A 23,536-nucleotide genomic window follows, 5' to 3' on the forward strand; every position below is an offset into this window, starting at 1 on the left:
GCCGCGTCAGCCGCCCGCCGGGCGGGTCACTGCACCGGCAGGCCCCTGGTGCCCACGCCCTTCACCGAGCGGGTGAGGTCGCGGTCGACCCAGAGAAAGCACTGCACCCCCCGGTTGCCGTCCTTCCACTCCGGTTCGAAGGGGTGGTAGAAGATGGTCCCCGCCCGGTACTCCAGGTCGCCGTCGTTCGGCACCTTCGCGTACGAGGCGATCAGCGTCCGGCAGCCCTTGTGGATGCGCAGCCGGTTCTTGTCGATCTGGCCGAACGAGACGTCGGGGGCCTGGTAGACGCCGACGAACTCGACGCGGTGCTTCTTCGTGCAGGACACGGGGATCATCTCCTCCACGTCGTCCTTCTTGATCTTCGGGTTGAAGCAGCGGTGGGCCAGCGCCGAGGAGCCCTTCAGGGCACCGGCGAGGCTGCCGGTGCGGGGGACGGCGCTGGGGTCGTCGACGCTCTCCACCTCGCTGACGTCGCAGCGGAACCAGCGGGCCCCGCCGGACCATGCCTGCCGGGACGGGAAGACCGCGGACAGGTTCAGCCGGCCGGAGCGCCAGTCGGCCCCGAGGGCCTCGTTCACCTCCCGGTCGCACTCGGCGCGGACGGCCCTCATCCCGGCCGACCCGGGGGCCGGGGGCGCGCTCAGCTCGGCGGCGGACCCGCTCAGTGTGCCGACGTGCAGGGTCTCGACCCGGTGCGACCCCGCGCAGTCGACCGGGTTGTAGCCGCTGAGGTAGCCGACGTCGGCGAACACGGTGTGGCATGTCCCGGCGGCCGGCACGAACTGCGTCGGCGTCACCATCGCCCGCCAGTCGTCGGCGAGGTCGCCGTCCAGCCCGGCCGGCGCGCCGCAACCGGCCAGCGCCAGCGCCGCTCCCGCCGCCCCGGCGACCGCCGTCCACCATCGCCGCATCCGCTCAACCTCCCCGTCGCTGGTGGTCGCGGACACCGGCTTCCGTCGCCGGGCGCGCCACGGAGCGGGAGCTTACGGCACCGGCGTTCAGCTCGCGGGTAGCCCCTTCGGCCCAGCCCCGTGCATCGACCGGGTGAGCTTGCGGTTGTCGCTCCACAGGAAACAGCGCACGCCGCGGTCGCCCTCGTTCCACTCCCGCTGCGACGGTGGGTAGAAAATGGACCCCGCCCGGTACGGCAACTCGCTGTTGTTGGGCACCTTGGCGAACTCGGCGATCAGCGCCATGCAGCGGCGGTGCACCTGCTGGTTGGACCGGACGAACTCGGTCCAGGTCATTTCGCGTTCGGTGTACACCCCGACGAACTCGGCGCGGTGCGGCTCGGTGCACAACACGGGGGCCATGTAGTTCAGGTTCGTGCCGATCAGCTTCGGGTCGAAGCAGCGGTGGGTCAGCGGCGAGTCGCCGACCATCGCGCCGCGTAGGCTGCCGACGCGGTTGACCGGCCGGGTGTTGTCGATGCTGTCGGTCTCGCTGAGGTCACAGCGGTACCAGCGGGCCCCGCTCGCCCAGGCGGAGGTTGACGGCAGGGCGATGGTGAGGCTGAGCCGGGCCGAGTGCCAGTCGCCGCCGAGCACCTCCCGGGCCCGCTGGTCGCACTCGGCGCGGGCGTCGCGCAGCACGGGCGTGCCCCCCTCGGGACGCGGGCCGGCGTCGATGGCGGGGTCGGTGAAGATGCCCACGTGGATCGTCTCGGCCAGGTGGCTGCGGGAGCAGTCCACCGTCTCGTACGTGCCGGCCTGCACGACCGCGGTGATCCGGGGTAGGCAGGCGTCGGTGGCCGGGATGAACATCTGCGGTTCCCGCAGTGCCGGCCAGTCGTCGGTGAGGTCGCCGTCGGCCCCGGGCGGCCGGGCGCAGCCGCCCAGCAGTGCCATCACCGTGCCGGCCAGCGCCAGCGCCACAAGCCACCGTCGCATCGTCTGCCCTTCCCGGGAGCTGACGGTCGGGCTCCACGGCCCGTGCGGCGTTACCGCGCCACCGGGCGTGCAGCTTACGTCACCGTCCTGCATGGAGTCTTGCCGCGTTTCCGTCGATCGGCCAGTCGCGGCGGACTTTCGTCCGAATTTCCCATCCGGACCGGCCAATCTTGCACCACCGGTCACGGCTGGGTCACAGCGCGTCCGGGAAGGTGCCGCGATGCGGGCGGCTGGTGGCCGCGTTCGTACACTGACTTCGTGACCGTACCGCCGCCGATCGTCGCGCCCAGCATCCTCGCCGCCGATTTCGCTCGTCTCGCCGAAGAGGTCCGTGCCGTCGAGGGCGCTGCGGACTGGTTGCACGTCGACGTCATGGACAACCACTTCGTGCCGAACCTGACCATCGGGCTGCCCGTCGTGCAGAGCCTGCGCGCCGCGACCGAGCTGCCGTTCGACGTGCACCTGATGATCACAGACCCGCGCCGGTGGGCCCCGGGGTACGCCGACGCAGGTGCGTACAACGTCACCTTCCACGCCGAGGCGTGCGACAACCCGGTGTCGCTGGCCAAGGACCTGCGGGCGGCCGGGGCGAGGGCCGGGCTGGCGATCGACCGGGACACCCCGATCGAGCCGTACCTGGAGCTGCTGCCCAGCTTCGACACGCTGCTGATCATGACGATCAAGGCCGGCTTCGGCGGGCAGCGGTTCATCCCCGAACTGCTGGACAAGGTGCGCGCCGCCCGCCGGCACGTCGACGCCGGCCACTTGGAGCTGCGTATCGAGGTCGACGGCGGGATCGCCGCCGACACCATCGAGCAGGCCGCCGCGGCCGGCGCGGACGCCTTCGTCGCCGGCACCGCCGTCTACGGTGCGGAGGACCCCGCCGAGGCGGTCCGCTGCCTGCGGGGGCTGGCGGAGCGCGCGTCCGCCGGGGCCTGAGGTGGACCCGGCCGACGAGCGCCCCGACGTCATCCTCGTCGTCGACGACGACGCCGACATCGCCCGGTTCGTGGAGTTCAACCTGCGGCTGCACGGCTTCGAGGTGATCCACGCCAGCGACGGCCAGGAGGCCCTCGAGGTGATCGAGCGGCAGCGACCCGACCTGGCGGTGGTCGACCTGATGATGCCGCGCATCGACGGGCTGGAGCTGACCCGGCGGCTGCGCGCCAACCCGATGACCTCCGCCCTGCCGGTGATCATGCTGACCGCCAAGGGGATGACCGTGGACAAGGTCCACGGGCTCAGCGCCGGCGCGGACGACTACCTGGTCAAGCCCTTCGACACCGCAGAGCTGGTCGCCCGGGTCAGCTCCACGCTGCGCCGCAACAAGGAGTTCCGGGAGGTCTCGCCGCTGACCGGGCTGCCCGGCAACTCCCGGATCCGGCGGGAGATCAGCGACCGGGTCCGCAGCGGTGTCGACTACGCCGTCGGCTACGTCGACATCGACCGGTTCAAGAGCGTCAACGACCGGTACGGCTTCGTCCGGGGCGACGAGTTCATCTCGGCCCTTGCCCGCAGCCTGCACCGGGCGGTCGTGGCGATCGGGCTGCCGCCGGCCTTCCTCGGCCACGTCGGCGGCGACGACTTCGTCGTCGTCTGCGCCCCCGAGCAGGTGCGCCCGCTCACCTCCCGGGCGGTGGTCGACTTCGAGACCGCCGCCGACAAGCTCTACGACCAGTCCGACGCCCAACGCGGCTACGTCGAGCTGAAGGACCGCCGGGGCAACATCCGGCGGGCGGCCCTGGTCACCCTCTCGATCGGGGTGTCCGTCTCCGACGCCGACAGGCGCCTGACCAACCCGCTGGATGCGATCGCGGTCGCGTCGGAGATGAAGTCCGTGGCCAAGAGCCAACCCGGCTCGTACGTGGCGGTCGACCGCCGACGCAGCGTTTCTTGAATCTTGCCCACCTGTGTGAGGTAGCTCCCCGAGGGCAGACGCGCGGCGCGCGCCGTGCCACACTTCTCAAGGTACCCACCACGCGCTGGCGGGACTCGGTGTAATTCCGAACCGGCGGTGATCCACGGCTGCGCGCCGTGGTAAGCCCGCGACCCGGACGGCCCTGCCGCCCGGTGGACCTGGTGAGAATCCGGGGCCGACGGTTGGGGGCGGGTCGGCCCACCCCCAGACAGTCCGGATGGGAGACAGCGCGCGGGACGGGGCGGGCCCTGTGTCGGCGGCTGATCCCAGCCCCGCGTGGGCTCCCCGGGCCGGCTTTGCCGTCCCCGGACCGCCGCCGCCTGCCCGCGGCCTCCCATGTTCGCCCGCGCGCGGACCGGCGAGTGAGAGGGCAGGACAGGGCGATGGCCAGCGTCTCCGTGGACGACGCGATGCGTCGGGCGATCGCGCTCGCGACCCGTGGCCTCGGCACCACCAGCCCCAACCCCGTGGTCGGCTGCGTGCTGCTCGATGCGGACGGCGAGGTCGTCGGGGAGGGATTCCACGCGTACGCGGGCGGACCGCACGCCGAGATCGTCGCGCTCGCCCAGGCCGGCCGGCGGGCCCGGGGCGGCACAGCCGTGGTCACCCTGGAGCCCTGCGACCACACCGGCCGCCCCGGCCCGTGCAGCCACGCGCTCATCGCCGCCGGCGTCGCCCGGGTGGTGATCGCCGTGCCCGACCCGAACCCGGTCGCCTCCGGCGGCGCCGCGACCCTGCGCGCCGGCGGCCTCGACGTCGAGGTGGGGGTGCGCGCCGCCGAGGCCGAGGCCGGCAACGTCGCCTGGCTGACCTCGATGCGCCGCGGCTGGCCGTACGTCACCTGGAAGTACGCCGCCACGCTCGACGGGCGCTCCGCCGCCGCCGACGGCACCAGCATGTGGATCACCTCGGAAGCCGCCCGGATCGACGTGCACGCCCTGCGCGGAACCGTCGACGCGGTCATCGCCGGGGTGGGCACCGTGCTCGCCGACGACCCCCGGCTCACCGCCCGCAACCTGCGCGACGGCACCCTGGCCATCCGGCAGCCGCTGCGGGTGGTCGTGGACACCTTCGGGCGTACCCCCGCCGACGCCCGGGTCCGTGACGGTGCCGCCCGGACGTGGGTCGCCACGGCCGCGGAGGTCGGCGCAGGCCCGGACGGCCGGGTCGACCTGCCGGCGCTGCTCGCGGAGCTGCACCACCGGGGGGTCCGGGCCGCGCTGCTGGAGGGCGGCCCGAAGCTGGCCGGCGCGTTCCTCGCCGCCGGCCTGGTCGACCGGGTCGTCGGGTACGTCGCGCCGAAGCTGCTCGGCGCCGGGCCGACCGCGCTGGCCGATGCCGGCGTGACCACCATCGCCGACGCCATCGATCTGGAGATCACCGACGTTACGCAGGTCGGTCCGGACCTGCGCATCACCGCGCTGCCCCGGAAGAGGGAGGGCTGACATGTTCACCGGCATCGTCGAGGAGCTGGGCGAGGTCGTCCGGATGGCCGAGACCGGGGGAGACTACGCGCTGGTCGCCATCCGGGGCCCGCTGGTCACCAGCGACGCCCGGCACGGCGACTCCATCGCCGTCAACGGGGTCTGCCTGACCGTGGTCGACGTCGACGGCGACGTCTTCACCGCCGACGTGATGGGCGAGACGCTGCGCCGCTCCGCGCTCGGCGCGCTGCGCCCCGGCGCCCCGGTCAACCTGGAGCGCGCCGCCGCGCTGAACAGCCGCCTCGGCGGGCACCTCGTGCAGGGCCACGTCGACGGCGTCGGCGAGGTGCTGTCCCGGGAACCGGCCGAGCAGTGGGAGACGGTCCGCTTCCGGCTCCCAGCCGCCCTGTCCCGGTACGTGGTGGAGAAGGGCTCGATCACCGTCGACGGGGTGTCGCTGACCGTGGCCGGCGTCGGGCCGGACTGGTTCACCGTCGGGCTGATCCCCACCACCCTCAAGCTGACCACCCTCGGCGACCGGGTCGCCGGCGACCCGGTCAACCTGGAGGTCGACGTGCTCGCCAAGTACGTCGAGCGGTTGCTCGGCGACCGGCTGGCCGGCGGGGGCGGCGACGGGCTGGCCGGCGGCGACGAGGGCCGGCTGGCCGGCGGGGGCGACCAGGCGGCCGGCGGGGGCGTGCGGTGACCGGGCCGCTCGGCTGGCTGCTCGACGCCCAGGTGCACGTCGCCGGCTCGCCCGTGCTGGTCCGGGAGATCGTCGGCAACGCCTTCGGCCTCGCGTCCGCCCTGCTGGGGCTGCGCCGGCTGGTCTGGGCCTGGCCCGTCGGCATGGTCGGCAACGCGCTGCTGCTCACCGTCTTCCTCGGTGGCGCGTTCGCCACCCCGCAGGCGCACGACCTCTACGGGCAGGCCGGCCGGCAGGTGTTCTTCTTCGCCGTGAGTGTCTACGGCTGGTGGCGCTGGACCCGCAACCGCCGCTTCGGCGCGGGCGGCGGCGCCCACGCGGCGGTCGCCCCGCGCTGGGCCACCAACCGGGAGCGGCTCGGCCTGCTGCTGGCCGCCGCGGCCGGCACCGCCGCCGCGTACCCCGTGCTGGCCGCGCTCGGCTCCTGGGGGCCGCTGCCGGACGCGTGGATCCTCACCGGCAGCCTGCTCGCCACCTACGGCATGGCCCGCGGCTGGGTGGAGTTCTGGCTGGTCTGGATCGCCGTGGACGCCGTCGGCGTGCCGCTGCTACTGCGCGGCGGGTTCTACCCGTCGGCGGCGATGTACCTCGTCTACGGGGCGCTCTGCGTCTGGGGCTTCGCCTCCTGGTGGCGCACCTCGCGTACCGCCCGCCCGGCCCGCACCACCCTTCCGCCCACCTACTCGGAGGTCCCGGCATGACCACCTTCGCCAGCATCGAGCAGGCCGTCGCGGACATCGCCGCCGGCCGGCCCGTCGTCGTGGTCGACGACGCCGACCGGGAGAACGAGGGAGACCTGATCTTCGCGGCCGAGCTGGCCACCCCGGAGCTGGTCGCGTTCATGGTCCGGTACACCTCCGGCTACATCTGCGTGCCGCTGACCGAGGACGAGTGCGACCGGCTGGACCTGCCGCCCATGCACCACACCAACCAGGACCGCCGGGGCACCGCGTACACGGTCACGGTGGACGCCCGGGAGGGGATCGACACCGGCATCTCGGCGGCCGACCGGGCGCACACCATCCGGCTGCTCGCCGCCGCGTCCACCGACCCCACCGACCTGGCCCGGCCGGGGCACGTGGTGCCGCTGCGCGCCCGCTCCGGCGGGGTGCTGCGCCGGCCCGGGCACACCGAGGCGGCGGTCGACCTGACCCGGCTGGCCGGCGTGCGCCCGGCCGGCGTGCTCTGCGAACTGGTCAACGACGACGGCACCATGATGCGCCTGCCGGACCTGGAGAAGTTCTGCGCCGAGCACGGCCTGACCCTGGTCACCATCGCCGACCTGATCAGCTACCGGCGGCGCACCGAGAAGCAGGTCGAGCAGGTCGCGACGGCCCGGATGCCCACCCCGTACGGGGTGTTCACGGCCGTGGGGTACCGCGCCGAGCACGACCCGGCCGAGCACGTCGCCCTGGTCATGGGCGACCTTGGCGACGGGGAGGACGTGCTGGTGCGGGTGCACTCCGAGTGCCTCACCGGCGACACCTTCGGCTCGCTGCGCTGCGACTGCGGGCCGCAGTTGCAGGCCGCGCTGGCCCGGGTCGCCCGGGAGGGACGCGGGGTGGTGCTCTACGTGCGCGGGCACGAGGGGCGGGGGATCGGCCTGCTGCACAAGCTGCGGGCGTACCAGTTGCAGGACCTGGGCCGCGACACGGTGGACGCGAACCTCGACCTCGGGCTGCCGGCCGACGCCCGCGACTACGGCACCGGCGCGCAGATCCTCTACGACCTGGGCGTGCGGTCGATGCGGCTGCTGACGAACAACCCGACCAAGCGGGCCGGGCTGGAGGGGTACGGCCTGACCGTCACCGGCCGCGAGTCGCTGCCGATCCGGCCGCACCCGGAGAACGTGCGCTACCTGCGCACCAAGCGGGACCGGATGGGCCACCTGCTGGACGAGTTGGACGAGGCGACCGAGGCACCGCTCGGCCGCCCGGTCGCCGGTGACGAGATCGGAGCGTAGCGATGGCGGGTTTCGGTGAGCCGGGGGTGGCGGCGGTCGACGCCGCCGGGATGACGGTCGGCATCGTGGCCGCCCGCTGGCACGGCGAGCTGACCGACCACATGCTCGACCGGGCGGTCGCCGCCGCGCACGCGTGCGGGGCGCGGCCCGTGGTGGCCCGGGTGGCCGGCTCGGTGGAGCTGCCGGTGGTGGCGCAGGCGATGGCCCGCCGCTTCGACGTGGTGGTCGCCCTCGGCGTGGTGGTGCGGGGGGCCACCGCCCACTTCGACTACGTGTGCAAGTCGGTCACCGAAGGGCTGACCCGGGTCGCCCTCGACGAGGGCAAGCCGGTGGCGCACGGGGTGCTCACGGTGGACACGATCGAGCAGGCCCGGGACCGGGCCGGGCTGCCCGGCTCCGCCGAGGACAAGGGCTGGTCGGCGACGGTGGCGGCGCTGGACGCGGCGCTGGCGGTACGCGGCCTGGACGCCGCCGCCGGCCACCGGCTCGGCTTCGGCCGCTGACCCGCCCCGGCCGGGCTGTGGCCCGTCATGTCGGCGATATGGCGGTATCCCGGCCCGCTGATGCCGCCATATCGCCGACAGCGTCCGGCAGGTCGACCGCCCAGACCCGCAGTCACGATGTCGCGCCTGCCTGATTCTGCCAGCGGGTCAGTTCACGTTGGCTAGTGACGGTGTCGGGGTGGTCTGGGCCCAACACTCGTCGTCGGTCTGCGACGAGTTCGGCGAGTGCCGCCGCTGCTCCGGCGGCATCCCCCGCCTTCCCGCGACACACGGCGAGGTTGTGCCGGGCGTAGAGGGTGGTCGGGTGGTCGGGGCCCTGGACCCGGGTCCGGTCTGCGACGAGTTCGGCGAATGCCTCCCCAGCGCCGACGGGATCACCCGCCATGGCGCGCCACCGTGCCAGTTCGTGTCGACTGTTCAGGGTGTCGGGATGGTCCGGGCCCAGCGCTCGTTCCCGCGCGGGTACGAGTTCGGCGAGTGCAGCCGCTGCTCCGGCGGGATCGCCCGTCTCTCCGCGACACATGGCCAGGTGGTGACGGGCATCGAGAGTGCGTGGATGATCGGGGCCGTGGACCCGCAACTGGTCGGGGATGAGCTCGGCCAGGGCAACCGCGGCACCGGCCTTGTCCCCGCCTACCCGCCAGAATATGAGGGTTTCCCTGGCGTTGAGTGCCTCCGGGTGGTCGGGTCCCAACCGTCGTATCTTGTCGACCAGACCGAAGGCGGAATTCAACTGATGTGCGGCGTCTAGTTCGCCGGCACTGGCGCGCGCCCGCAACTCTTCCAGCTGCTGCCTGCCCAGCAATCGGAGGAGCTCGTCGGTGGTGTCCGGGCTGCCGCTGCCCGCGTGGTCTTGGCCCGTGATCATCTTCTCCGGCGCGCTGAACTCCGCAGCGAGCGCCGGAAGCTGATCGATGATGGCCTGTGCCTGGGCTAGGACCAGGGGCAACGAGTCGTCGCGGTTGTCGACACCGGTGATGATGGCGACGACCCGGGCGCAGTAGTCGCGGATGTCACGCAGATGTCGAGTGAGAGAATCCTCGGGGTTCCAGAACGCGTCGTTGACTTCGTAGATTCCCCGACGAGGGTCGGCGCCAAGAGGGTATTCTGCGTCTCCATCGACGGAGAGCAGATTGGCCGGCAGGTCTTCCCTGCCGGCGGGCGGGTGGCTGTCCCAATCGGGAATCGGCACACCTCGGGCGGTCATCTCCCGGTCGATGGCATCGCGCACCTGGCGCACGGCCTGGCGGAAACGATGCAGATCGCGGCGGATCTCGTCGGGGGTGACGAGCCAGCTCCCGGGCGGATGCGCGATCACGAGGGCCTGTGAGGTGACAGTGCGGTGCGCGTCGTAGTGAATGTCGAAATGAAGCCGGTAGATCAGGGTGTCCTGGGTTGGCGGGATGCCGAGCCGGATGTGGAAACGATCCGTGCCGGCAGGTTCGATGGCTTGCGAGAGATCCAGTTCCTGGCGGCTGCCAGCGGCCTGCTCAACCTCGGGCAGGGCGAGGTCGTACGTGGCGCTGACATGCAGCACACCCCGGACCCAGAACTCCTCGTAGGGCAGGAACCCGACCAGGTGATGCGGCGAAAGGCTGACCGCATCGTGGATGTGGAACGTGGCGCGGTGGAGGATGGCCGGCTGGCCCCCGGTGTTGCGGAGTTTCAGGTCGATGTTGGCACGAGAATCCCGAGGGTGACCGGCCTGCGTGAGGGTGACGGCGGACAGTTCGAGATCCGAGTCCCGAACCGCGCCGGGTTCCCCGGCCGCACTCAGACGCCGGTCGAGCACCACGGTCAACAGCGCGATGCTCACTGCGGCGACCAGCCAGGGCCAGCTCAACCTGCCGTTGTCGAGCACCTGGTTGATCGCCACTCCGACAGCTACGGCCAGCGCCGCAGTCGCGCCCCCGCCCAGCCGTACCCACCAGCGTCGACTCATCTGATCAAATCCATCGAAACGTGACTCACGACGGAAGATGATTCCAGCCGCGCCATGCCCTCACCAGATGCAAGTGAAGCTTAGCTATTTGGTGGGCGGTCGGAGAGCAGCAATTTGCGTTCCCCGGAAATGGGGCGGCGGAAACTGTCGCTCGACACTCGCCAGGTCCACGCGCCATCCAGGGCGGTCCGGCCTCGCGGTGGGTCAGAGCCGGCCGGCGGCGATGATCCGGCGCAGGAACTGGCGGGTGCGCGGCTCGGTCGGGTCGCCGAACACCCGTTCCGGCGGCCCGGACTCGACGACCCGCCCACCGTCGAGAAAACACACCTGGTCGGCGACCTCCCGGGCGAACCCCATCTCGTGCGTGGCCAGCACCATCGTCATCCCGTCGTCCTTGAGCTCGCGGACCAGGGCCAGCACCTCGCCGACCAGCTCCGGGTCCAGCGCCGAGGTGATCTCGTCGAGCAGCATCAGCCGGGGCGAGTTGGCCAGCGCCCGCACGATCGCCACCCGCTGCTGCTGCCCGCCGGAGAGCTGGTCGGGATAGGCGTCCGCCTTCGTTCCGAGCCCGACCCGGTCGAGGAGCTCCCGCGCCTGCGCCTGCGCCTCGGCGCGGGGCCGCCGGTGCACCCGCACCGGGGCGAGGGAGATGTTGTCCAGCACGCTCAGGTGCGGGAACAGGTTGTACGACTGGAAGACCATCCCGATGCGCCGGCGTACCCGGTCGGGGTCGACCCGGGGGTCGGAGATGTCCTCGCCGTCCAGCTCGATGGTGCCGTCGTCCAGCTCTTCGAGGAGGTTGACGCAGCGCAGCAGCGTCGACTTGCCCGAACCGGACGCGCCGATCAGCGCCACCACCCGGTGCTCGTCGACGGTCAGGTCGAGCCCGTCGAGCACCACGTGGCCGCCGAAGGTCTTGCGCAGCCCCCGGCACCGCAGCAGCGTCATCGTCAGCCCCTTTCCTGCCGCCGGGCCGCGCGCAGCGTCACCCAGTCGGTGACGGCGATCAGCGGGATCGCGAGCAGCACGAACAGCGCCCCGGCCACGATGTACGGTGTGTAGTTGAACGTTTCGGCGGTGGCGATCTGCGCGGCGCGTACCGCGTCGATCGGCCCGGCGAGGGAGACCAGCCCGACGTCCTTCTGCAACGCGACCACGTCGTTGAGCAGGGGCGGGGCCACCCGGCGGACGGCCTGCGGCAGCACCACGTGCCGCATCGTCTGCCGGTAGCTCAGCCCGAGCGAGCGGGCCGCCGCGAGCTGGCTGGGATGCACGGACTCGATGCCGGCGCGGAACACCTCGGCCAGGTACCCGCCGTAGGTGAGCACCAGCGCGAGCCCGCCGAGCACCAGGACCGGTGGCATGCCCGCGAGGCGCAGGCCGGGCACGCCGAGGGTGAGCACGTACAGCACGATGATCAGCGGCAGGCCCCGGAACGTGTACGTGTAGCCGGCCGCGAGGGCCCGGACCGGGAAGAAGACCGGGCCCCGCAGCGTGCGCAGGATCGCGACGAGCAGGCCGAGCAGCAGCGCGCCGGCCGCGCAGCAGAACAGCAGCCGGACGTTGAGCCAGAGCCCGGCGAGCACCTCGGGCAGCGCGTCCCGGGCGATCGCCGGGTCGGCGAAGGACCGGCGGACCCGGTCCCACCCGGGCGCGCCGGTCACCGCGACGACGAGCAGCGTGCCGAGCGCCGCCGTGGACGCGGCGGCGACCAGCACGCTGGTGACGGTCTGGCGGCGGCGGTATGCCTCCCTCCGCCGCTGCGCCGCGGAGGGTTCGTGCGGGGCGAGGATCACTTGAGCTCGGACGCCCCCGCGACCTGGGCCAACCACTTCTGCTCCAGCTTCTTGATCGTGCCGTCGGCGGTGAGCTGGCCGACCGCGCCGGTGACGCAGGGGGTGAGCGGGGAGTTGCGGTCCAGCACCAGCCCGAACGCCTCCGGCGTGCCGACCTGCGGCAGCTGCCCGACGACAGTCGCGTCGGTGATCTCCGCGCCGGTGATGAAGAAGGCGGTCGGCAGGTCCACCACGAGGCCGTCGATCTGCCCGTTCTGGAGGGCCTTCTTGGCGTCGTCGTTGCTGTTGTATACCTGCGGCTTGGCCTTCGGCTTGATCACGTCGGTGATGGCCTGGTAGCTGGTGGTGCCGACCTGGGCGCCGAGCTTCGCGTCGCGCAGGTCCGCCAGCGACGCACTGCCGGCGATCTTCGCGGACTTCTTCGCGATCACGGCCTGCCGGACCAGGTAGTACGGCCCGGTGAAGTCGACCGCGCTCTTGCGCTCCTCGGTGATGGAGAACTGGTTGATGTCGAAGTCGAACTCCTTGGGGCCGGGGGCGATGGCGACGTCGAACTTCACCCGGGTCCAGGTGACGTCGGCGCGGGCGTACCCGAGCTTCTCGGCCACCGCGTAGGCCACGGCGGCCTCGAAGCCCTCGCCGCTCTCCGGCTTGTTGCCGACGAACCACGGTTCGTACGCCGGATCGTCGGTGGCGACGGTGAGCTTGCCCGGCGTCCGGGTGGGCAGCTTGCCCTTCAGGCAGTCCGGGCCGGCCGTGGCGGCGGGGGTGGCGGGGGTGGTGGAGATGTCGTCGCCCTGGGGCGCGCAGGCGGCTACCGCGACGAGGACGGTGCCGGCGGCGGCGAGCGCGACGGTACGGGAGCTGAGCATGGCGGACAGCGTAGAGCCATCGACGGCCGTCGCGCAGGTGTGTCGCACTGCCCCGGTAGGCAATTCGGGCCGGTCGGCGGGCCGGCGGGACCCGCCGCGCGCCCGGCCGGGCGGGTGCTGGAAGAATCGCACCCCGTGAAGACGTTCGAGGAGTTGTTTGCCGAGCTGCAGGCCAAGGCCGCTGCCGGCACCCCCGGCTCGGGCACGGTGGCCGCGCTGGAGAAGGGGGTGCACTTCATCGGCAAGAAGGTCGTCGAGGAGGCGGCCGAGTCGTGGATGGCGGCCGAGCACGAGGGCCCGGAGCGGGCGGCCGAGGAGATCTCCCAGCTGCTCTACCAGGCGCAGGTGCTGATGCTGGCCACCGGTCTCGAACTGAAGGACGTCTACCGACATCTGTGAGTGCGCCCCGCCGTTGATCTGATCCGATCGAAGGAGCACTCCGTCATGCTGCGTGTCGCCGTACCCAACAAGGGCGCCCTGGCCGAGAAGGCCGCCCAGATGCTGCGTGAGGCGGGCTACCGCCAGCGCGCCGACCCCAAGGACCTGGTCTGCCCGGACGAGGCCAACGACATCGAGTTCTTCTACCTGCGGCCCAAGGACATCGCCACCTACGTCGGCTCGGGCGACCTCGACGTCGGGATCACCGGCCGGGACCTGCTGATCGACTCCGGCGCACCCGCCGAGGAGGTGGTCGACCTGGCGTTCGGCCGGGCCACCTTCCGGTTCGCCGCCCGCCCGCAGGACGTGGCCGACGTCCAGGAACTGGGCGGGCACCGGATCGCGACCGCCTACCCCGGGCTGGTCGAGCGGTACCTCGCCGAACTCGGCGTGAAGGCGGACGTGATCCGGCTCGACGGCGCGGTGGAGAACGCCATCCGGCTCGGCGTCGCCGACGTCGTCGCCGACGTGGTGGAGACCGGCGCCACGCTTCGCCAGGCCGGGCTGGTCGTCTTCGGCGATCCGCTGCTGCACTCCTCGGCGGTGCTGGTCCGCCGGGGCGGCGCCCCCGAGCACCCGCAGGCCGCGCAGCTGCTGCGCCGGCTGCATGGGGTGCTGGTCGCCCGCCGCTACGTGATGCTCGCCTACGACGTGCCGGCCGGGCTGCTGGACCGCGCCAGCTCGCTCACCCCCGGCATCGAGTCGCCCACCGTCTCGCCCCTGCACCGCGAGGGCTGGGTGGCGGTGCAGGCGATGGTGCAGCGCGACGACGTGCACCGGATCATGGACGAGCTGTACGAGCTGGGTGCCCGCGCCATCCTGGTCACCAACATCCACGCCTGCCGGTTGTGAGGCCGCTGCCGCCGGTCGCCGCCCTGTCGACGGTGGTGCTGGGCGGGGTGGCGCCGGCGGCCCAGGCGGCGGGCGACGTGGCGCTGGGGAGCGGGCCGCTGCCCCGATCTCCGGCGAACGATCTCGGCGGCTGCCTCTGGCGGTGGTGGTCGCCGGCCGGCGCGTCCGGACGCCGCCGGGGCGGCGACACGCAGGGGTCACACTCCGGGCCCCGGCCGGTGGGTGGCAGACTGCACGGGTGAGCGAAACCGAACCGGTGATCCTGCGCCCGCGCCGGATCCGGCTGGTCTGCTGGGTGTCGGCCGCCGCGCTACTGGTCGTGTTCAGCCTGGTGGCCACGTCGCTGACCGGCCCCACCGGCGAGGGCTACGGCACCTTCCAGCGCGGCGACCAGCTCGCCATGATCGGCCTGGGCGTCCTCGGCGCGCTCGGCATCCTGCTGTTCACCCGGCCCCGCGTCGAGGCGGACGCGCTCGGCGTGCGGGTGCGCAACGTCCTCGGCTCGTACGAGCTGCCCTGGGAGGTCGTGCGGGGGGTGCGCTTCGACCGGGGCGCGCCGTGGGCGAGCCTGGAGCTGCACGACGACGACCTGCTGCCGTTGGTGGCCCTCCAGGCCGCCGACAAGGAGCTGGCGGTGCAGGGTGTGCGTGCCCTGCGCCGGCTGCACCAGGCCCACCTCGCGGCCCTCGTCGAGGGCGCGGCCGGGCGCTGATCCCACCGCGCCGACCTGGTGCCCGGTTTGGGGGCGGGTCGGGTGGCGGTGTAGTGTTGCTGAGTCGACCAGACTGCCCCCGTGTTCCACACGTGGGCCGTCCTGAAGCGGAGCGCCTGCTCCCACCCGAGTCACCCCAGTCGGTGGCCGGGTTCCGGTCACCGGTTCCGGGCACGTCCCGGGCCCGGATGCGCGATCCTGTGATCGTGCCGACCGGTCGAGCGGGCCCTGGCATGCGCCGGGGCCTTCTGCTTTCCGGGTCGGCCCCCACCACGGGGGTCGCGGGAGTCGGCCACCGCAGAGAATTCGACTCGAGGAGGCCCCATCAGCGTCGAACCACGCGTGAACGAGCAGATCCGGGCACGTGAGGTCCGACTGGTCGGTCCCGAGGGTGAGCAGGTGGGCATCGTCCCGCTGGAGCGCGCCCTTCAGCTGGCCGCGGACGTCGACCTGGACCTGGTCGAGGTTGCGCCGATGGCGCGCCCGCCGGTGTGCAAGCTCATGGACTTCGGCAAGTTCAAGTACGAGAGCGCACTCAAGGCGCGCGAAGCGCGGCGAAACCAGCAGCAGACCGTCATCAAGGAGATGAAGCTCCGGCCGAAGATCGACCCGCACGACTACGAGACCAAGAAGGGTCACGTGGTGCGGTTCCTCAAGGCCGGCGACAAGGTCAAGGTGACGATCATGTTCCGCGGTCGGGAGCAGAGCCGCCCTGAGCTGGGTTACCGGCTCCTGCGCCGGCTCGAGTCCGAAATCACGGAGCTGGGCTACGTGGAGGCCGCTCCGAAGCAGGACGGCCGAAACATGATCATGGTTCTCGCCCCGCACCGGGCCGTCAAGGCCTCCGCGGTCGCCGCGACGGCGTCCCGCGGTGCCTCCCGGGAGCGGGTCGCGGAGGAATCCGCGACTCCGGCGGCCGGCGCGACTCCGGCGGCCGGCGAGACCGCAGCAGCCGGTGAGACCGGCACGACCGCCGAAACCAGCGGTCAGTAACAGGGGAGAGACGTTCCAATGCCGAAGATGAAGAGCCACACGGGTATGGGCAAGCGGGTCAAGGTGACCGGCAAGGGCAAGATCGTTGCCCAGCAGGCCGGGCTGCGCCACAACCTGGAGAAGAAGCCCTCCACCCAGACCCGGCGGCTGACCGGCACGGTCGAGCTGGCCAAGGCCGACACCAAGCGCATCAAGAAGCTGCTCGGCCGCTGACGCGCGCCACCTGAACCGAAGAAGGAGTTGAGATGGCACGCGTCAAGCGGGCTGTGAACGCCCAGAAGAAGCGTCGTACCCTGCTGGAGACCGCGAGCGGCTACCGCGGTCAGCGCTCCCGCCTCTACCGCAAGGCCAAGGAGCAGGTGCTGCACTCGATGCAGTACGCCTACCGGGACCGTCGCGACCGCAAGGGCGACTTCCGGCAGCTCTGGATCACCCGGATCAACGCGGGCGCCCGGGCCAACGGGATGACCTACAACCGGCTGATCCAGGGCCTGCGCCTGGCCGGCGTCGAGGTCGACCGCAAGATCCTCGCCGACCTGGCCGTCAACGACGCGGCAGCCTTCGCCGCGATCGTCGAGGTCGCCCGCGCCGCCGTGGCGGCCGAGGGCACCGGTGGCGCGGCGGCCCAGGCCGCCTGATCCGCCAGCACCCGACCGAGGCGCCCCCCGTGTCGTCCACGACGCGCGGCGGGCGCCTCGGTCGCGCTGTGGAGCCGCCCACCATGCCCTTCACCCCGCGTACCCCCAGGGTCGTCGCCGCCCGCCGGCTGCACCGCCGCCGCGACCGCGACGCCGCCGGCCGGTTCCTCGCCGAGGGCCCGCAGGCCGTCCGGGAGGCCCTGGCCCGCCCCGGCACGGTCACCGAGCTGTTCGGCACCCCGGCCGCCCTCGACCGGTACGCCGACCTGGCCGAGCACGCCGCCGACGCCGACGTGCCGGTCTCCGATGTCACCGACGAAGCTCTCGCCGCCCTCGCCGAGACCGTCGCCCCGCAGGGACTCGTCGCCGTCTGCCGGCACCTCGACGTGCCACTGGACGCGGCCCTCGCCGCCGGCCCCCGCCTCGTGGCGGTGCTCGCCGAGATCCGCGACCCGGGCAACGCCGGCACGGTGCTGCGCACCGCCGACGCCGCCGGGGCCGGCGCGGTGGTCTTCGCCGGCGACGCCGTAGACCCGTACAACGGCAAGTGCGTGCGGGCCTCCGCCGGCAGCCTCTTCCACGTCGACGTGGTCCGGGCCGGCGACCCGGTCGCGGTCGTCGAAGCGTTACGCGCCGCCGGCCTGGCGGTTCTCGCGACCACCGGGTACGGCGACAGCGACCTAGACGACCTCGCCGACGGCGGCGCCCTCGCGGCACCGACCGCCTGGCTGTTCGGTTCCGAGGCGCACGGGCTGCCCGGCGGGCTGGCCGCCGCCGCCGACGCCCGGGTGCGGGTGCCGCTGCACGGGCGCGCCGAGAGCCTGAACCTGGCTGCGGCCGCCGCCGTCTGCCTGTACGCTTCAGCCAGAGCACTGCGCCGACGCCCCTGACGGGCGGCGCGGTCACACAGCAGGGAGTCGCCCGAGATGATGAACGCGCCACGGCGTTCGTTTAGCCAGCCCGCCGGTGTCGGCGGGCGGCGGGCCTGACCCTTCCCCTGCGCGACTCCCCACCGGCGGGCTGCGGCGAAGCCGCGCGTCCGTAGACTCGCCTCGCCGCCCGTGCAGGGCCGGCGCCGCCGTGAGGAGTGCCCGTACGCCATGACCTACCGCAACGATCCGTACGACCCGAAGCAGGTCGCCCTGCTCGACCCGGACGCCCTGGCCGGTGCCGTGGCCGACGCCGAGCAGGCGTTCGCCGCCGCCGCCGACCCGGACGCGCTGACCGCGCTGCGCCCCGCGCACCTCGGTGACCGGTCCCCGGTCTCCCTGGCCCGCCGGGAGATCGGCGCCCTGCCGCCGGCCGCGAAGGCCGACGCCGGCAAGCGGGTCAACGAGGCCCGCCGCTCGATCGAGGCGGCCTACGCCGCCCGCGCCGAGGTCCTCGACCGCGAGCAGGCCGAGCGGGTGCTGGCCACCGAGCGGGTCGACGTCACCCTGCCCTACGACCGCCGCCCGCGTGGCGCCCGGCACCCGCTGAGCACCCTGATGGAGCAGATCAGCGACCTGTTCGTCGGGATGGGCTACGAGGTGGCCGAGGGGCCCGAGGTCGAGCTGGAGTGGACCAACTTCGACGCCCTGAACATCCCCGCCGACCACCCGGCGCGGGGGCTGATGGACACCTTCCACATCGCACCGCCCGACGGCGCGGAGAGTTCCGGGCTGGTGCTGCGCACCCACACCTCCCCGGTGCAGGCACGCACCATGCTGGCCCGCAAGCCGCCGATCTACGTGGTCGTGCCGGGCCGCGTCTACCGCACCGACGAGCTGGACGCCACCCACGCGCCGGTTTTCCACCAGGTCGAGGGCCTCGTGGTGGACAGGGGCATCACCATGGCGCACCTGCGCGGCACCCTCGACCACTTCGCCCGCGCCATGTTCGGCGAGGGCGCGAAGACCCGCTGGCGACCGCACTACTTCCCGTTCACCGAGCCGTCGGCCGAGTTCGACGTGTGGTTCCCCGAGCACCGCGACGGGCCGCGCTGGGTCGAGTGGGGCGGCTGCGGCATGGTCAACCCCCGGGTGCTGCGCGCCTGCGGGATCGACCCGGAGGTCTACTCCGGATTCGCGTTCGGCATGGGTATCGACCGAACCGTGATGTTCCGCCACGGGGTCAGCGACATGCGGGACATGGCCGAGGGCGACGTGCGGTTCACCCGCGCGTTCGGGGCCGGGGCGTAGACGGTGCGGGCACGAGACAACGAGACGGTGGTCTGAGAGTCATGCGAGTTTCTGTCAGCTGGCTGCGGGAGTACCTCGACCTCCCCGCCGACCTGCCCGCCGCCGACCTGGAGCAGGCGCTGGTCGACCTCGGCATCGAGGTCGAGTCGATCGTGGACCTGCGGTCGACGGTCACCGGCGCGCTGGTCGTCGGCGAGGTCCTGGAGATCGAGGAACTGACCGGCTTCAAGAAGCCGATCCGGTTCTGCCGGGTCGACGTGGGCGCCGCCAACGGCACCGGCGAGCCGCAGGAGATCGTCTGCGGGGCGCGCAACTTCGCCCCCGGCGACCGGGTGGTGGTGATCCTCCCCGGCGGCGTGCTGCCCGGAGGCTTCGCCATCGGCGCGCGCAAGACGTACGGGCGCAACTCCAACGGCATGATCTGCTCCGCCAAGGAACTGGGCCTGGGCGACGATCACTCCGGCATCATCGTGCTGCCCGAGGACACCCCCGCCAAGCCCGGTGACGACGCCCGCCCGGTCGTCGGCCTCGACGACATGGTCGTCGAGGTGGAGATCACCCCCGACCGGGGGTACGCGCTCAGCGTCCGGGGCATCGCCCGGGAACTGGCCCACGCCCTCGGCGTGCCGTTCCGCGACCCGGGGCTGGCACCGGCCCCCGGCGCGACGGCCGAGCCGGCGTACCCGGTCGAGATCCGCGACACCGTCGGCTGCGACCGGTTCGCCGCCCGGATGGTGCGCGGCGTCGACCCGACCGCCCCGACCCCCGGCTGGATGCGGCAGCGGCTCACCGTGGCCGGCGTCCGCAGCATCTCGCTGCCGGTCGACATCACCAACTACGTGATGCTCGAACTGGGTCAGCCGATGCACGCCTTCGACGCCGCCCGGATCACCGGTCCGCTCGTGGTGCGCCGCGCCGAGGCGGGGGAGAAGGTGACCACCCTGGACGGGGTGACCCGCACCCTCACCGCCGAGGACATGGTGATCTGCGACGACACCGGCCCCGTCTCGCTCGCCGCCGTGATGGGCGGCGAGACCAGCGAGGTCGTCGCCTCCACCACCGACGTGCTCTTCGAGGCCGCGCACTGGGACCCGGTGATGGTCGGCCGCACCGCCCGCCGGCACAAGCTGTTCAGCGAGGCGGCGAAGCGCTGGGAGCGGGGCGTCGACCCCGCCCTGCCGCTGGTCGCCATCGAGCGGGCCGTCGGGCTGCTCACCGAGCACGCGGGCGGCACCGCCGGGGCCGAGATTCTCGACCTCGACCACATCCGGCCGCGCACCCCGGTCACCCTGCCGGCGGACCTGCCGAGCCGGCGGGTCGGCGTCGCGTACTCCCCGCAGCGGGTGGTCTCCCTGCTGGAGCAGGTCGGCTGCCACGTCACGCGGGGCGCCGACCGGCTCGGCGAGGACCCGGGCTCCGCCGGCGTGCCGGCCACCGGGGGCACGGACGTGCTCACCGTGGTCCCGCCGAGCTGGCGTCCCGACCTCACCGACCCCGCCGACCTGGTCGAGGAGGTGGCCCGCCTCGACGGGTACGACCGGGTGCCGTCGGTGCTGCCCACCGCGCCGCCCGGACGCGGCCTGACCTGGCAGCAGCGCCGCCGCCGGGCCGTGGCCCGCACGCTGGCCGAGCGCGGGTACGTGGAGGTGCTGGCCCACCCGTTCGTCGCCGGCGAGCTGGCCGACCTGCTCGGGTTGCCCGCCGACGACCCGCGCCGCCGGGCGGTACGGGTGGCCAACCCGCTGTCGGAGAAGGAGCCGCTGCTGCGCACCACGCTGCTCGGCCCGTTGCTCGGCATCTGCAAGCGCAACCTCGGCCGGGGCCACCGAGACGTGGCCCTGTACGAGATCGGAGCGGTCTTCCACCCGCGCCCCGGCGCCGGCGCACCGCCCGCCATGGGCGTGGACCGCCGGCCCACCGACGCCGAGCTCGCCGCCGCCGACGCGGTCGTGCCCGACCAGCCCCGGCACGTCGCCGTGGTGCTGACCGGGGACGTCGAGCCGGCCGGCTGGTGGGGCGCGGGCCGCCCGGCCGGCTGGGCGGACGCCGTCGAGGCCGGCCGGGTGGTGCTCGCCGCCGCCGACCTGCCCGCCGACCGGGTCGAGGTGCGGGCCGCCGAGTACGCCCCGTGGCACCCCGGCCGCTGCGCCGAGCTGCTGGTCGACGGGGTCGTGGTCGGGCACGCCGGCGAGCTGCACCCGGCCGTGCTGGCCGCGCTGGAGCTGCCGAGGCGCACCAGCGCGATGGAGCTGAACCTCGACGCGCTCCCGGCCGCCCCGGTCGCCCCGGCCCCGACGGTCTCCGGCTTCCCGCCGGCCCTGATCGACGTGGCCCTGGTGGTGGACGAGCGGGTGCCGGCGGCGCAGGTGCAGCAGGCCCTCGTCGAGGGCGCCGGTGAGCTGCTGGAGGGCGTGCGGCTGTTCGACGTCTACGCCTCGGAGCAGCTCGGAGCGGGGCGGCGGTCGCTGGCGTACAAGCTGACCTTCCGCGCCCCCGACCGCACCCTGACGGTCGAGGAAGCGGTGGCGGCCCGTGACGCGGCGGTGGCCCGCGCGGCGGACCGCTACGGCGCCACCCTCCGCGGCACCTGAGGTGTAAGCAGGGGCCCCTCTTAACGCTTTCTGTATAGGAAGGGGCCCCTGTTAACCGCCGCCGCCCAGGCCCGACCGGCCGTCAGTGCTCCTCCGGGTCCAGCTTGCCCAGGGTGCGCAGCCCTGGCAGGTCGCGTACGGTGATGCGCCGGTAGTCGGTGTCCACCAGGCCCTCGGCCCGCAGCTCGCGCAGCGTCTTCTGGATGGACGTCTCCGCCGCACCGCAGATCGTGGCCAACTCCGGCTGGGTGAGCCGCACGTCGATGACCACCCCGTCGGGGCTGCGCCGGCCGTGCGTACGGCACAGCTCGGCGATCACCCGGGCCACCCGGATCTTCACCGCGTACGAGGTGAAGTCGATCCGGCGGCGGTTGGACCAGCGCAGCCGGTCGGAGACCATCGCCGCCAGCTCCAGGGCGGCCTGCGGGTGCGCCCGCAGGAACCGGTTGAACCGGTTCCGGGAGATGACGCTGTAGACAGTGGGCCCGCAGGTAATGACCGTCGCCGAGCGCGGCTTGTCGTTGAGGGCCGACATCTCGCCCATCAGGTCCCCGCCGACGCGCAGCGAGAGCAGCGCGGCCCGCCCGTCGGGCACGCTGGCCGTCACCTTGGTCAGCCCCTCCTCCAGCAGCACCAGGTGCGATTCGCGGACGCCCTCGTGGATCAGGATCTGCCCGGCCGGCACCTGGCGACGTACGCCCAGGCCGAGCAGGGCGGCGCGGGCCGGCGGGTCCAGCCTTCGCAGGAAGGTGCCGTACGGCCACTCGGCTCGGGGCAGCTCGTGGTGTCGCATCGACGGTCTCGCCCTCCTTGTCGGACGGAAACCGTCGAAGCGTAGCCGGCCCTGCGCGTAACGTGAGGCCCCCGTGCGGATCAGGGTGACCGCCACGGCCTGCAGGGCCAGCACCGCGAGAATCTCGACCGGTGACCAGCCGGCAGCCAACAGCAGTTCGGTCACGGGGTCCGTCATGCCTCCAGCACAGCCCGCCCGGCCCGCCGGGATACCGGCTCAGCGGGGGATGACCGGTGCCGGACAGAATCCGCCGGAAGCCGTACATCTACGGGGTTCCGGTCGGCCGCCACCGTTTCGATGTTCCCGGCGGCCCGCCCGACGGAGGCGGGCCCGGTGAGGAAGAGGCGGCAAACCGATGGACCATCCCGAGCGACGACTGCTGATCTCCGTGGACATGGAGCGCTACAGCCGGCGCAGCAACCTGCAGCAGTACGAGGCGCAGCAGGCGTTCCACGAGCTGCTGCACTCCGCCGCCGAGGCCGTCGGACTGGACCGGGTGGCCTGGAGCACGCAGCAGGCTGGCGACGGGGAACTGGCGATTCTGCCCCGGGACGTGCCCGAGGCGCGGGTCATCGGCCGGTTCGTGCCCGAGCTGAACCGGCGGCTGCGGGCGTACAACAGTAGTCGGCTGCCGGCGGCGCGGGTGCGGCTGCGGATCGCTGTCCACCAGGGGCTCGTCCACCTCGACGGGGCGAACGGATTTCCCGGCAACGCCGTGGTGTTCGTCAGCCGGCTGTGCGACGCCGACCCCGTCCGGCGGGCGCTGGCGGCGTTTCACGACGCGGGTGTCGCGCTGGTGGTGTCCGCCGAGATATTCCGCGACGTGGTGTCGGAGTACCCGGAGGAGATGCGACCCGAGCGTTTCCGGCGGGTGCGGATCAGCAAGCCCGACAAGGGCTTCGACGAGTTCGCCTGGCTCTGTGTGGTGGACGAGGACCTGTCGTCGTGGCCGGCGCTGGCCGGGGACGGGCCGGACGATCCCCGGGGCGTCTCGGACGACGGCGCGGCTGGTGTGCCGGCGGGCCCGCCGCCGGGCCCGTCCCGCCCGGACGCCGGTGGCCGCGCGACGGCGGATGGCATCCGCACCGGCGACGTTCGGGTGCGGGGGCAGAACGCTATCGGCCCCGGGGCGACGGCGATCGGGTCGGTCGGCCGGGACGCGATCCTCGGCCGGGGCGGGGGCGACCGGTGAACGGATTCCCGCCGTGGCCCGTGCCCCGGCAGACCGGGGACCTCGACGACCCGGACGGGCCGCCGCCGGTTCCCGACGGCGTCCCCGGCGAGACGCCGGCGGCGCGGCAATCCCCCGACGCCCGAAGGATG

General features: G+C 73.1%; 24 protein-coding genes. 17 read left to right on the forward strand and 7 right to left on the reverse strand.

The annotated features are described in order from the left end of the window. Positions 1 to 26 precede the first annotated feature (26 nt). Both MCAG_RS25500 and MCAG_RS25505 read right to left on the reverse strand, forming a co-directional pair. Positions 27 to 914, reverse strand: coding sequence for a septum formation family protein (locus MCAG_RS25500; RefSeq protein ID WP_007075834.1), 888 nt, complete (start codon positions 912 to 914; stop codon positions 27 to 29). A gap of 87 nt (positions 915 to 1,001) precedes the next feature. Continuing rightward, positions 1,002 to 1,892, reverse strand: a complete 891-nt coding sequence (locus MCAG_RS25505) for a septum formation family protein (protein ID WP_036375225.1) — start codon at positions 1,890 to 1,892, stop codon at positions 1,002 to 1,004. A 258-nt stretch (positions 1,893 to 2,150) separates the two neighbouring features. On the opposite strand from MCAG_RS25505, the gene rpe reads away from it, so the two are divergent. From rpe to ribH, 7 genes are all read left to right on the forward strand, one after another. Then, positions 2,151 to 2,831, forward strand: coding sequence for a ribulose-phosphate 3-epimerase (gene rpe, locus MCAG_RS25510; protein WP_007075836.1), 681 nt, complete (start codon positions 2,151 to 2,153; stop codon positions 2,829 to 2,831). Then, positions 2,761 to 3,789 carry a response regulator gene (locus MCAG_RS25515; protein WP_198141624.1) on the forward strand — a complete coding sequence of 343 codons (1,029 nt, stop codon included), beginning with the start codon at positions 2,761 to 2,763 and terminating at the stop codon, positions 3,787 to 3,789. Before rpe ends, MCAG_RS25515 begins: the two co-directional genes overlap by 71 nt. Before the next feature lie 404 nt (positions 3,790 to 4,193). After that, entirely contained in the window at positions 4,194 to 5,255 is a 1,062-nt protein-coding gene (gene ribD, locus MCAG_RS25520; protein WP_007075838.1) for a bifunctional diaminohydroxyphosphoribosylaminopyrimidine deaminase/5-amino-6-(5-phosphoribosylamino)uracil reductase RibD, read from the forward strand. A 1-nt stretch (position 5,256) separates the two neighbouring features. Beyond that, the gene (locus tag MCAG_RS25525) at positions 5,257 to 5,940 is read left to right on the forward strand and encodes a riboflavin synthase (RefSeq protein WP_007075839.1); all 684 of its coding nucleotides are present in this window, start codon (positions 5,257 to 5,259) and stop codon (positions 5,938 to 5,940) included. Then, complete coding sequence (gene pnuC, locus MCAG_RS25530) at positions 5,937 to 6,641, forward strand: nicotinamide riboside transporter PnuC (RefSeq protein WP_007075840.1); 705 nt, start codon at positions 5,937 to 5,939, stop codon at positions 6,639 to 6,641. Before MCAG_RS25525 ends, pnuC begins: the two co-directional genes overlap by 4 nt. Further along, positions 6,638 to 7,903, forward strand: coding sequence for a bifunctional 3,4-dihydroxy-2-butanone-4-phosphate synthase/GTP cyclohydrolase II (locus MCAG_RS25535; protein WP_007075841.1), 1,266 nt, complete (start codon positions 6,638 to 6,640; stop codon positions 7,901 to 7,903). Before pnuC ends, MCAG_RS25535 begins: the two co-directional genes overlap by 4 nt. 2 nt (positions 7,904 to 7,905) lie before the next feature. Next, entirely contained in the window at positions 7,906 to 8,406 is a 501-nt protein-coding gene (gene ribH / locus MCAG_RS25540; protein ID WP_007075842.1) for a 6,7-dimethyl-8-ribityllumazine synthase, read from the forward strand. Between the two features lie 112 nt (positions 8,407 to 8,518). On the opposite strand, the gene MCAG_RS33935 is transcribed toward ribH, so the two are convergent. The 4 genes from MCAG_RS33935 to MCAG_RS25560 all read right to left on the reverse strand — a co-directional run bounded on the left by MCAG_RS33935 (position 8,519) and on the right by MCAG_RS25560 (position 13,016). Beyond that, positions 8,519 to 10,282: a tetratricopeptide repeat protein gene (locus MCAG_RS33935; RefSeq protein ID WP_050778059.1), complete on the reverse strand. Its 1,764-nt coding sequence runs from the start codon at positions 10,280 to 10,282 to the stop codon at positions 8,519 to 8,521. A gap of 270 nt (positions 10,283 to 10,552) precedes the next feature. Then, positions 10,553 to 11,296, reverse strand: a complete 744-nt coding sequence (locus tag MCAG_RS25550; RefSeq protein WP_036375229.1) for an amino acid ABC transporter ATP-binding protein — start codon at positions 11,294 to 11,296, stop codon at positions 10,553 to 10,555. 2 nt (positions 11,297 to 11,298) lie between these two features. Then, positions 11,299 to 12,144 (reverse strand): amino acid ABC transporter permease, encoded by an 846-nt coding sequence (locus MCAG_RS25555; RefSeq protein WP_007075845.1) that lies wholly within the window; start codon positions 12,142 to 12,144, stop codon positions 11,299 to 11,301. Next, a complete protein-coding gene (locus MCAG_RS25560) occupies positions 12,141 to 13,016 on the reverse strand; it encodes an ABC transporter substrate-binding protein (RefSeq protein ID WP_036375232.1) in 876 nt (291 codons plus the stop codon). Before MCAG_RS25560 ends, MCAG_RS25555 begins: the two co-directional genes overlap by 4 nt. Before the next feature lie 135 nt (positions 13,017 to 13,151). On the opposite strand from MCAG_RS25560, the gene MCAG_RS25565 reads away from it, so the two are divergent. The 9 genes from MCAG_RS25565 to pheT all read left to right on the forward strand — a co-directional run bounded on the left by MCAG_RS25565 (position 13,152) and on the right by pheT (position 21,420). Then, positions 13,152 to 13,415 (forward strand): phosphoribosyl-ATP diphosphatase, encoded by a 264-nt coding sequence (locus MCAG_RS25565; protein WP_036375234.1) that lies wholly within the window; start codon positions 13,152 to 13,154, stop codon positions 13,413 to 13,415. Positions 13,416 to 13,460: 45 nt separating this feature from the next. After that, positions 13,461 to 14,306 carry an ATP phosphoribosyltransferase gene (gene hisG, locus MCAG_RS25570; protein WP_007075848.1) on the forward strand — a complete coding sequence of 282 codons (846 nt, stop codon included), beginning with the start codon at positions 13,461 to 13,463 and terminating at the stop codon, positions 14,304 to 14,306. 238 nt (positions 14,307 to 14,544) lie between these two features. Then, a complete protein-coding gene (locus MCAG_RS25580) occupies positions 14,545 to 15,018 on the forward strand; it encodes a PH domain-containing protein (protein WP_007075849.1) in 474 nt (157 codons plus the stop codon). Between the two features lie 342 nt (positions 15,019 to 15,360). Then, complete coding sequence (infC, locus tag MCAG_RS25585; RefSeq protein ID WP_007075850.1) at positions 15,361 to 16,011, forward strand: translation initiation factor IF-3; 651 nt, start codon at positions 15,361 to 15,363, stop codon at positions 16,009 to 16,011. An 18-nt stretch (positions 16,012 to 16,029) separates the two neighbouring features. Then, positions 16,030 to 16,224, forward strand: a complete 195-nt coding sequence (gene rpmI, locus MCAG_RS25590) for a 50S ribosomal protein L35 (RefSeq protein ID WP_007075851.1) — start codon at positions 16,030 to 16,032, stop codon at positions 16,222 to 16,224. Positions 16,225 to 16,256: 32 nt separating this feature from the next. After that, on the forward strand, positions 16,257 to 16,649 hold the full coding sequence (gene rplT, locus MCAG_RS25595) for a 50S ribosomal protein L20 (RefSeq protein WP_007075852.1): 393 nt from the start codon (positions 16,257 to 16,259) through the stop codon (positions 16,647 to 16,649). 83 nt (positions 16,650 to 16,732) lie between these two features. Further along, on the forward strand, positions 16,733 to 17,539 hold the full coding sequence (locus MCAG_RS25600; RefSeq protein ID WP_050778235.1) for an RNA methyltransferase: 807 nt from the start codon (positions 16,733 to 16,735) through the stop codon (positions 17,537 to 17,539). Between the two features lie 210 nt (positions 17,540 to 17,749). After that, entirely contained in the window at positions 17,750 to 18,829 is a 1,080-nt protein-coding gene (gene pheS, locus MCAG_RS25605; protein WP_007075854.1) for a phenylalanine--tRNA ligase subunit alpha, read from the forward strand. Positions 18,830 to 18,870: 41 nt separating this feature from the next. After that, positions 18,871 to 21,420, forward strand: a complete 2,550-nt coding sequence (gene pheT / locus MCAG_RS25610) for a phenylalanine--tRNA ligase subunit beta (protein ID WP_007075855.1) — start codon at positions 18,871 to 18,873, stop codon at positions 21,418 to 21,420. Positions 21,421 to 21,502: 82 nt separating this feature from the next. Here pheT and MCAG_RS25615 read toward each other — a convergent pair whose 3' ends face one another. After that, entirely contained in the window at positions 21,503 to 22,390 is an 888-nt protein-coding gene (locus MCAG_RS25615) for a Crp/Fnr family transcriptional regulator (RefSeq protein ID WP_232290274.1), read from the reverse strand. Positions 22,391 to 22,568: 178 nt separating this feature from the next. On the opposite strand from MCAG_RS25615, the gene MCAG_RS25620 reads away from it, so the two are divergent. After that, a complete protein-coding gene (locus tag MCAG_RS25620) occupies positions 22,569 to 23,405 on the forward strand; it encodes a hypothetical protein (RefSeq protein ID WP_007075857.1) in 837 nt (278 codons plus the stop codon). Positions 23,406 to 23,536 lie beyond the last annotated feature (131 nt).

The organism is Micromonospora sp. ATCC 39149, from assembly GCF_000158815.1.
Lineage (GTDB): Bacteria > Actinomycetota > Actinomycetes > Mycobacteriales > Micromonosporaceae > Micromonospora.

What these genes read in the sequence shown, in the direction of transcription:
- MCAG_RS25500 (WP_007075834.1), bottom strand. Translation starts at nt 914, where the DNA reads ATGCGGCGATGGTGGACGGCGGTCGCCGGGGCGGCGGGAGCGGCGCTG.
- MCAG_RS25505 (WP_036375225.1), bottom strand. Translation starts at nt 1,892, where the DNA reads ATGCGACGGTGGCTTGTGGCGCTGGCGCTGGCCGGCACGGTGATGGCA.
- ribD (WP_007075838.1), top strand. Translation starts at nt 4,194, where the DNA reads ATGGCCAGCGTCTCCGTGGACGACGCGATGCGTCGGGCGATCGCGCTC.
- MCAG_RS25525 (WP_007075839.1), top strand. Translation starts at nt 5,257, where the DNA reads ATGTTCACCGGCATCGTCGAGGAGCTGGGCGAGGTCGTCCGGATGGCC.
- MCAG_RS25535 (WP_007075841.1), top strand. Translation starts at nt 6,638, where the DNA reads ATGACCACCTTCGCCAGCATCGAGCAGGCCGTCGCGGACATCGCCGCC.
- ribH (WP_007075842.1), top strand. Translation starts at nt 7,906, where the DNA reads ATGGCGGGTTTCGGTGAGCCGGGGGTGGCGGCGGTCGACGCCGCCGGG.
- MCAG_RS25550 (WP_036375229.1), bottom strand. Translation starts at nt 11,296, where the DNA reads ATGACGCTGCTGCGGTGCCGGGGGCTGCGCAAGACCTTCGGCGGCCAC.
- MCAG_RS25560 (WP_036375232.1), bottom strand. Translation starts at nt 13,016, where the DNA reads ATGCTCAGCTCCCGTACCGTCGCGCTCGCCGCCGCCGGCACCGTCCTC.
- hisG (WP_007075848.1), top strand. Translation starts at nt 13,461, where the DNA reads ATGCTGCGTGTCGCCGTACCCAACAAGGGCGCCCTGGCCGAGAAGGCC.
- rpmI (WP_007075851.1), top strand. Translation starts at nt 16,030, where the DNA reads ATGCCGAAGATGAAGAGCCACACGGGTATGGGCAAGCGGGTCAAGGTG.
- rplT (WP_007075852.1), top strand. Translation starts at nt 16,257, where the DNA reads ATGGCACGCGTCAAGCGGGCTGTGAACGCCCAGAAGAAGCGTCGTACC.
- MCAG_RS25600 (WP_050778235.1), top strand. Translation starts at nt 16,733, where the DNA reads ATGCCCTTCACCCCGCGTACCCCCAGGGTCGTCGCCGCCCGCCGGCTG.
- pheS (WP_007075854.1), top strand. Translation starts at nt 17,750, where the DNA reads ATGACCTACCGCAACGATCCGTACGACCCGAAGCAGGTCGCCCTGCTC.
- pheT (WP_007075855.1), top strand. Translation starts at nt 18,871, where the DNA reads ATGCGAGTTTCTGTCAGCTGGCTGCGGGAGTACCTCGACCTCCCCGCC.
- MCAG_RS25615 (WP_232290274.1), bottom strand. Translation starts at nt 22,390, where the DNA reads ATGACGGACCCCGTGACCGAACTGCTGTTGGCTGCCGGCTGGTCACCG.
- MCAG_RS25620 (WP_007075857.1), top strand. Translation starts at nt 22,569, where the DNA reads ATGGACCATCCCGAGCGACGACTGCTGATCTCCGTGGACATGGAGCGC.